The organism is Micromonospora sp. D75 (assembly GCF_018070405.1).
Classification (GTDB): domain Bacteria; phylum Actinomycetota; class Actinomycetes; order Mycobacteriales; family Micromonosporaceae; genus Micromonospora; species Micromonospora chalcea.
In genome coordinates this window covers 1-6,949 of record NZ_JAGPXV010000310.1, presented here as the reverse complement: position 1 = coordinate 6,949, position 6,949 = coordinate 1, and the positions used below count along the sequence as shown (strand labels likewise).

The following is a 6,949-nucleotide window of genomic DNA, read 5'->3' as shown; positions in this document are numbered from 1 at the left end:
CGCCGGGCTGTTCGCGTACATCTCGGGGTCGTCGTTCGTGTTCCAGGACGTCTTCGGCGTCTCCGCGGCGGTGTTCAGCGTCATCTTCGGCGTCAACGCGCTCGGCCTGGTGGCCGTCGGGCAGCTGAACGCCCGGCTGCTCGACCGGTTCCCGCCACGCCGGCTGCTGGTCACCGCGCTGGCGGTCGGCCTGGTCGCCGCGGCCGGCGTGCTGAGCGGCGCGCTGACCGACGGCCTCGCGCTGACCGCGGTGGCGCTGTTCGGGTACGTCGGCGCGCTGGGCATGGTGACGCCGAACAGCACGGCGCTGGCGCTGGACGCGCACGCCCGCCACGCCGGCACCGCCGCCGCGCTGATGGGCGGCATCCAGTCGGTCGTCGGCGCGCTGGCCGCGCCCCTGGTCGGGCTCGGCGGCGAGGGCAGCGCGCTGCCGATGGCCACGGTCCTGGCCGGCGCCGCCGTCCTCACCCTGGTCACCGTCCTGACGATGACCCGCACGCGCGCTGAGCGCTGAGCGCGTTAAGAAGGGGCCCCTTCTCTACCTGAGGCGTTAAGAAGGGGCCCTTCCTTTCACGCGAAGCGGGCGGTCACCTCGGCGCGGGTGGGCATGGCGGTGGCGCCACCCGGTGACTCGCAGACCACTGCGGCCACCCGCAGCGCGAACGCCACCCGGTCCCGCCACCCGGCCGGGTCGGCCGGCTCACCGGCGGCCAGCAGCTCGGCCACCAGCGCGCCCATCACCGAGTCCCCCGCGCCGGTCGCGTCCACCGCGTCCACCTTCGGCGCGGGCACGCGCACCACGTCGTCGCCGGCGGCGACCAGCGCGCCGTCCGCGCCGAGCGTGACCACGACCGTGCTCGCGCCCAGTTCCCGCAGGTACGCGGCCACGCCCTCGACCGGCTCGTGCGGGTAGAGCACCCGCGCGTCGGCGCTGCTGAGTTTGACCAGGTGCGCGGCGGCGGCGAACTCGGCGACCACCGCGCGCAGCCCGTCCAGCGCGTCCGGGGCGGTGAGCAGCCGGGGCCGCACGTTCGGGTCGAACACCCGCAGCGCGCCCGCGATCGACCAGGCGCGGCGGGCGGCGGCGAGCACCGGCGGGTCGAGCAGCACGATCGAGCCGCAGTAGAGCACGTCCGCGCCCTCGACCAGCGCCACGTCCAGGTCGTCCGGGCCGAGCAGCGCGTACGAGCGGGGCTCGCCGTAGAAGCGGAAGTCCGGCTCGGGGCCGGCGAAGGTGGCCACCGCGAGCGCGGTCGGGGCCGGCACGGTCACCGTCCCGCTCACGTCCACACCGGCGTCGGTGAGGAAGGCGCGGATCCGTCCGGCCAGCGCGTCGTCGCCGAGCGACCCGACGAACCGCGCGTCTCCGCCGAGCCGAGCGGTCGCCACCGCCACGTTGAGCGGTCCCCCGCCGATCGCCTGCCGGTAGACGGGCTCTCCGTCGCGCTCGGCGTCGAGCAGGTCCACCAGCGCCTCGCCGAGCACCACCGCGTACCCCATCCTGACTCCCCTCGTCGTCCTACCCCGATCCTGGCGCATACCGGCGCCACCGCGCGCCGGGACCCTGGCATCGAACGGCGCCTATTGCGGGCCGCGCCCGGACGTGGTGGGATGGCGGTGCCGGGTGACGACGCGGGGGCTGCCGCGTCACCGGCCGCCGGGTCGATCCGACGCGAGGGCATCCACGGTCCGTTGGGCAACGGACCGCAGACGGTGCGCGCCCGTCGACGGCCACGGCCGCACTCCGACCGGGCGCGGGCACCGCGATCGTCGCATCCGCTCGTCGCAGCGGGGCGGGCCGAACCGGGCCACGCTCCGCGAGTCAGGAGATCCCCGTGCACCGATCCCGATCCCGTACGGCCGCGTTGCTCACCGCGGCCGCCACCCTGACCCTGGGCGCGTTCGCCCTGGTCACCAACTCCGGACCGGCGGCCGCGCACGGCGCGGCCATGACGCCGGGCGCCCGCACCTACCTGTGCTGGAAGGACGGCCTCACCGGGACCGGTGAGATCCGGCCGAACAACCCCGCCTGCTCGTCGGCGGTGGCCGAGAGCGGCGCGAACTCGCTGTACAACTGGTTCAGCGTGCTGCGCTCCGACGCCGGCGGGCGGACCGTCGGGTTCATCCCCGACGGCAAGCTGTGCAGCGGCGGCAACCCCGGCTTCAGCGGGTACGACGCGGCGCGCAACGACTGGCCGATCACCCACCTGACGGCGGGCCGGTCGATGGAGTTCCGGTACAGCAACTGGGCCCACCACCCGGGCACGTTCTACTTCTACGTGACCAAGGACAGCTGGAGCCCGAACCGGCCGCTGGCCTGGAGCGACCTGGAGGAGCAGCCGTTCCTGCAGGTGACCAACCCGCCGCAGCGCGGCGCGGTCGGCACCAACGACGGTCACTACTACTTCACCGGCAACCTGCCGTCGAACAAGAGCGGCCGGCACATCATCTACTCGCGCTGGGTCCGCTCGGACAGCCAGGAGAACTTCTTCGGCTGCTCGGACGTGACGTTCGACGGCGGTAACGGCGAGGTGACCGGGATCGGCTCGGGCGGCAGCAACCCCCCGACGACCGCGCCCCCGACCACCGCGCCGCCGACCACCGCGCCCCCGACCACCGCGCCCCCGACGACCGCGCCGCCGACCTCGCCTCCGCCGGTGACGACCAGCCCGACCATGCCGGCCGGCTCCTGCATGGCGGTGTACAAGGTGGTCACCGCCTGGGGTGGCGGCTTCCAGGGCGAAGTGACGATCATGAACCACAGCACCCGGACGTACTCCGGGTGGACCGCGAACTGGACCTGGCCCAGCGGCCAGACCATCAACCAGGTGTGGAACGGCACGTTGAGCGGCAGCGGGGCGTCGGTGAGCGTCTCCAACGCCGCCTACAACGGCAGCGTCCCGCCGGAGGGCACCACCACGTTCGGCTTCACCGCGAACTTCTCCGGCACCAACACCCTGCCGACGGTCACCTGCACCGGCAGGTGATCCCGTAACGGGAAGGGCCCTCGGGGAACACCCCGGGGGCCCTTCCTCGTCACGCTCGGGTCAGCGGACCATGCTGCCGACGACCGGCTTGGTGAGCAGCGCGGACTGGTTGCGCTGGATGCCCGGGTCGAGCGTCTTGGCCACGAAGATGGCGTGCCAGATGCAGAAGATCAGCACGGTCCACACCTTGCGGGAGTGGTCCGCCTCCTCCCGCTTGTGCTCCTCCAGCAGGCGCATCGCGTACGACAGGTCGATCAGGTCGCCCGCGCCCGAGGTGGACAGCACGTGCCGCGCCCACTCGTACATCTCGCCGCGCAGCCAGACCCGGGTCGGGGTCGGGAAGCCCAGCTTCTTGCGGTTGACGATGGCCGGCGGCACGACGCCCTGCAGCGCCTGGCGCATCGCGTACTTGGTGGCCTCGGAGCGGGGCGGCAGCTTCAGGTCGACCGGGATGCCGGCGGCGACGTTGAACACCTCCCGGTCCAGGAACGGCACCCGCACCTCCAGCGAGTGCGCCATCGAGATCCGGTCGGCCTTGACCAGGATGTCGCCGCGCAGCCAGGTGTAGAGGTCGACGTACTGCATCTTGGTGACGTCGTCCAGCTCGGTGCACTCGGCGTAGATCGGGGCGGTCACGTCGGTGTAGCGCACCGAGGGGTCGTAGCGGCGCAGCAGGTGCTGCTTCTCCTCCTCGGTGAACATCCGGGCGTTGCCGTAGTAGCGCTGCTCGATCGGGGTGGTGCCGCGCTCCAGGAAGCTCTTGCCCTTGACCCCCTGCGGAATGGCCTTGGACACCGCGCGCAGGCCCTTCTGCACGCCGTCGGGCAGGCTGTTCACCGAGTTGAGCGACAGCGGCTCCCGGTAGATCGTGTAGCCGCCGAAGAACTCGTCCGCGCCCTCGCCGGAGAGCACCACCGTGACGTGCTCGGCGGCCTTCTTCGCCACGAAGTACAGCGGCACCAGCGCCGGGTCGGCGACCGGGTCGTCCAGGTGCCAGACGATCTTCGGCAGCGCGTCGATCATGTCCTGCGGCCCGATCTTGGTCGGGATGGTGGTCACGTCGAGGTGCCGGGCCGAGTCCTGGGCCACGTCGATCTCGGAGTAGCCGGGCACGTCGTAGCCGACGGTGAAGGTGAGGATGTTCGGGTTGAACTCGCGGGCCAGCGCCACCACGGCGGTGGAGTCGATGCCGCTGGACAGGAACGAGCCGACCGGCACGTCCGAGCGCATGTGCATCCGGACGCTCTCCCGCAGCGTCTCCCGGATGTCGTGGTAGAGCCGCTGCTCGTCGGAGACCGGGGCCGGCCGGAACACCGGGCGGTACCAGCGGCGCACCTCGATCCGGCCGCCCGGGGTCCAGTTCAGGTACTCCCCCGAGCCGATCCGGCTGATCCCCTTGTGCAGCGTGCCCGGCTCCGGCACGTACTGCAGCGTCAGGTAGTGGCTCAGGTTGGCGGTGTCGATGCCCGCGTCGCCCTGGTACGCCGAGTGCGCGAACGGCAGCAGCGCCTTCTTCTCCGACGCGAGGTAGAGGCCGTCCTGGGTCTCCAGGTAGTGCAGCGGCTTGATGCCGAAGTAGTCCCGGGCGCCGAAGGCCCGCCGCTCCTGCCGGTCCCAGATGACGAACGCGAACATGCCGCGCAACTTGGTGAGCACCTGCTCACCCCAGTAGTGGTAGCCGGCGACGATCACCTCGCCGTCGCCGTTGGTGGCGAACTGGGCGCCGTAGTCGCGGATCAGCTCCTCGCGCAGCTCGATGTAGTTGTAGATCTCGCCGTTGAAGGTGAGCAGGTACCGCCCGCCCGCGTACGGCAGGGGCTCGTGGCTCAGCGCCACGTCGATGATCGCCAGGCGCTTGTGCGCGAACACACCGTCCGCGTACCGGCCGGAGGCGTCGCCGACCACCTCGACCCCGGTCTCGTCCGGGCCACGGTGGTGCAGGCACTCCAGTGCGCCGGCGATGTTGTCGCGGTGGGCGGCGGCGTCGCCGCGCGCGCTGAAGAAGGCCAGGAGTCCGCACATGGCCGCCATCTTTCCACGCGCCGGAAGCCTCCGTCGCGGCACCGCAGGCACCTCCCGCTGTCGTGCGCGCGGTACCGTCTGGACCAGCGACGAGGCTCAGGGAGGGACGGATCATGGCCGAGGAGCGGACGCGACAGGGCAAACCGGCGGACGGTACGGAGTCGCACGACCCGGACTTCCCGGAGGCGTTCCTGTCGTTCATGCGCCAGGGCTGGCGGGACACCGAACTGCCGGTCGCCCCGCGCCCGGAGGCGCCCAACCACGCCAAGCGGCGGGCCGCGCTGGCCGAGGCCTTCCCGGGCGAGACGCTGGTCATCCCCACGGGCAACGAGAAGGTACGCGCCAACGACACCGAGCACCGGTTCCGTCCGGGCAGCGACTTCGCGTACCTGACCGGCGACCTGGAGCCGGACAGCGTCCTCGTGCTGCGCCCGGGTGGCGAGTCCACGCTGTTCATGCGGCCCCGGTCGTCGCGGGTGACCGACGAGTTCTTCCGCAGCCGGCACGGTGAGCTGTGGGTGGGCCGCCGGCCGACGCTGCGGGAGAAGTCCACCGAGCTGGGCCTGCCGACGGCCGACCTGAGCGAGCTGGACGCGACGCTGGCCGAGCTGGCGCCGGGGCGTACCCGGGTGCTGCGCGGTTTCGACGCCCGGGTGGACGCGGCGGTGCGTCAGTACGACGGCGCGCGCGCCGACGGTCAGCCCGGCCGCGACCGGGAGCTGGCCATCGCGATCGCCGAGCTGAAGCTGGTCAAGGACGAGTGGGAGATCGCGCAGCTCCAGGAGGCGTGCGACGCCACGGTGCGCGGCTTCGAGGACGTGGCACGGGCGCTGCCGGCCGACCGCGGCGTCTCCGAGCGGCTGCTGGAGGGCGTCTTCGCGCTGCGCGCCCGGCACGACGGCAACGACGTCGGGTACGGCTCGATCGTCGGGGCCGGCGAGCACGCCACTGTCCTGCACTGGGTGCACAACCACGGCGCCACCCGTCCGGGTGACCTGCTGCTGATGGACATGGGCGTGGAGAACCGCAACCTCTACACCGCCGACGTCACCCGGGTGCTGCCGGTCGACGGCCGGTTCACGCCGCTGCAGCGCCAGGTCTACGACGCCGTGTACGCCGCCCAGCAGGCCGGCATCGAGATGTGCCGGCCGGGCGTGGCGTTCCGGGACGTGCACCTGGCCTCGATGCGGGTGCTGGCCGAGGCGCTGAAGGATCTCGGGCTGCTGCCGGTGAGCGTGGACGAGGCGATGGACCCGGCCTCCACGGTCTACCGGCGGTGGACGCTGCACGGCACCAGCCACATGCTCGGCATCGACGTGCACGACTGCGCCAACGCGCGCAAGGAGAACTACCGGGAGGGTCCGCTCGGCGAGGGGTACGTGCTGACCGTCGAGCCGGGGCTCTACTTCCAGCCGGAGGACGAGATGGTCCCCGAGGAGCTGCGGGGCATCGGCGTGCGGATCGAGGACGACATCCTGGTCACCGCGGACGGTCCGGTGAACCTGTCGGCCGGTCTGCCGCGGCGCTCCGACGAGGTGGAGACCTGGCTGGCCGAGCAGCGTGAGGCGGGCCCCCGCCTGCCCGGCTGAGTCCTGCGGGCCGCGATCTTCCGGCGGGCCCCACCACCGCGCCTTCACGGCAGGTGGTGGGGCCCGCCGCCGTCTGGGGGAGTTGCGGTCCGCTCACGTGGTTGGTCACCGACCGCCGATCGTGGGAGGAATGCGGGCTTTTTTCGGATACGTCTTCCTCGCGAGGAACCTTCTCATACGGTGCTGATCAGAGGCTACAACCGGTTTGTAGCTGGTCGCCCGGCCTGGGGCGGTGCGACCCGTTTGGGAAGAACCGAAAGGGCTCTCATCTCATGTCGAACGATGTAACGACACCCGACGGTGGAGCGCCGATGGCGCCTGCCCCGCGGACGAGCAAGCGGCGGGCGCTCT

General features: G+C 72.1%; 5 protein-coding genes. 3 read left to right on the top strand and 2 right to left on the bottom strand.

From position 1 onward, the window contains the following. A partial coding sequence (locus KBX39_RS18715) for an MFS transporter (protein WP_210871737.1) occupies positions 1 to 514 on the top strand: 514 nt, incomplete at its 5' end. 56 nt (positions 515 to 570) lie between these two features. Here the strand turns inward: KBX39_RS18715 and KBX39_RS18710 are convergent. After that, positions 571 to 1,500, bottom strand: coding sequence for a carbohydrate kinase (locus tag KBX39_RS18710; protein ID WP_166457836.1), 930 nt, complete (start codon positions 1,498 to 1,500; stop codon positions 571 to 573). Between the two features lie 335 nt (positions 1,501 to 1,835). On the opposite strand from KBX39_RS18710, the gene KBX39_RS18705 reads away from it, so the two are divergent. Continuing rightward, positions 1,836 to 2,987, top strand: a complete 1,152-nt coding sequence (locus tag KBX39_RS18705) for a lytic polysaccharide monooxygenase (protein WP_113972461.1) — start codon at positions 1,836 to 1,838, stop codon at positions 2,985 to 2,987. A 60-nt stretch (positions 2,988 to 3,047) separates the two neighbouring features. Here the strand turns inward: KBX39_RS18705 and asnB are convergent, their stop codons facing one another. Further along, positions 3,048 to 5,009, bottom strand: coding sequence for an asparagine synthase (glutamine-hydrolyzing) (gene asnB / locus KBX39_RS18700; protein ID WP_043329713.1), 1,962 nt, complete (start codon positions 5,007 to 5,009; stop codon positions 3,048 to 3,050). Between the two features lie 113 nt (positions 5,010 to 5,122). Here asnB and KBX39_RS18695 point away from each other — a divergent pair, with 113 nt between their 5' ends. Further along, complete coding sequence (locus tag KBX39_RS18695) at positions 5,123 to 6,598, top strand: aminopeptidase P family protein (RefSeq protein WP_030504250.1); 1,476 nt, start codon at positions 5,123 to 5,125, stop codon at positions 6,596 to 6,598. Positions 6,599 to 6,949: the final 351 nt, after the last annotated feature.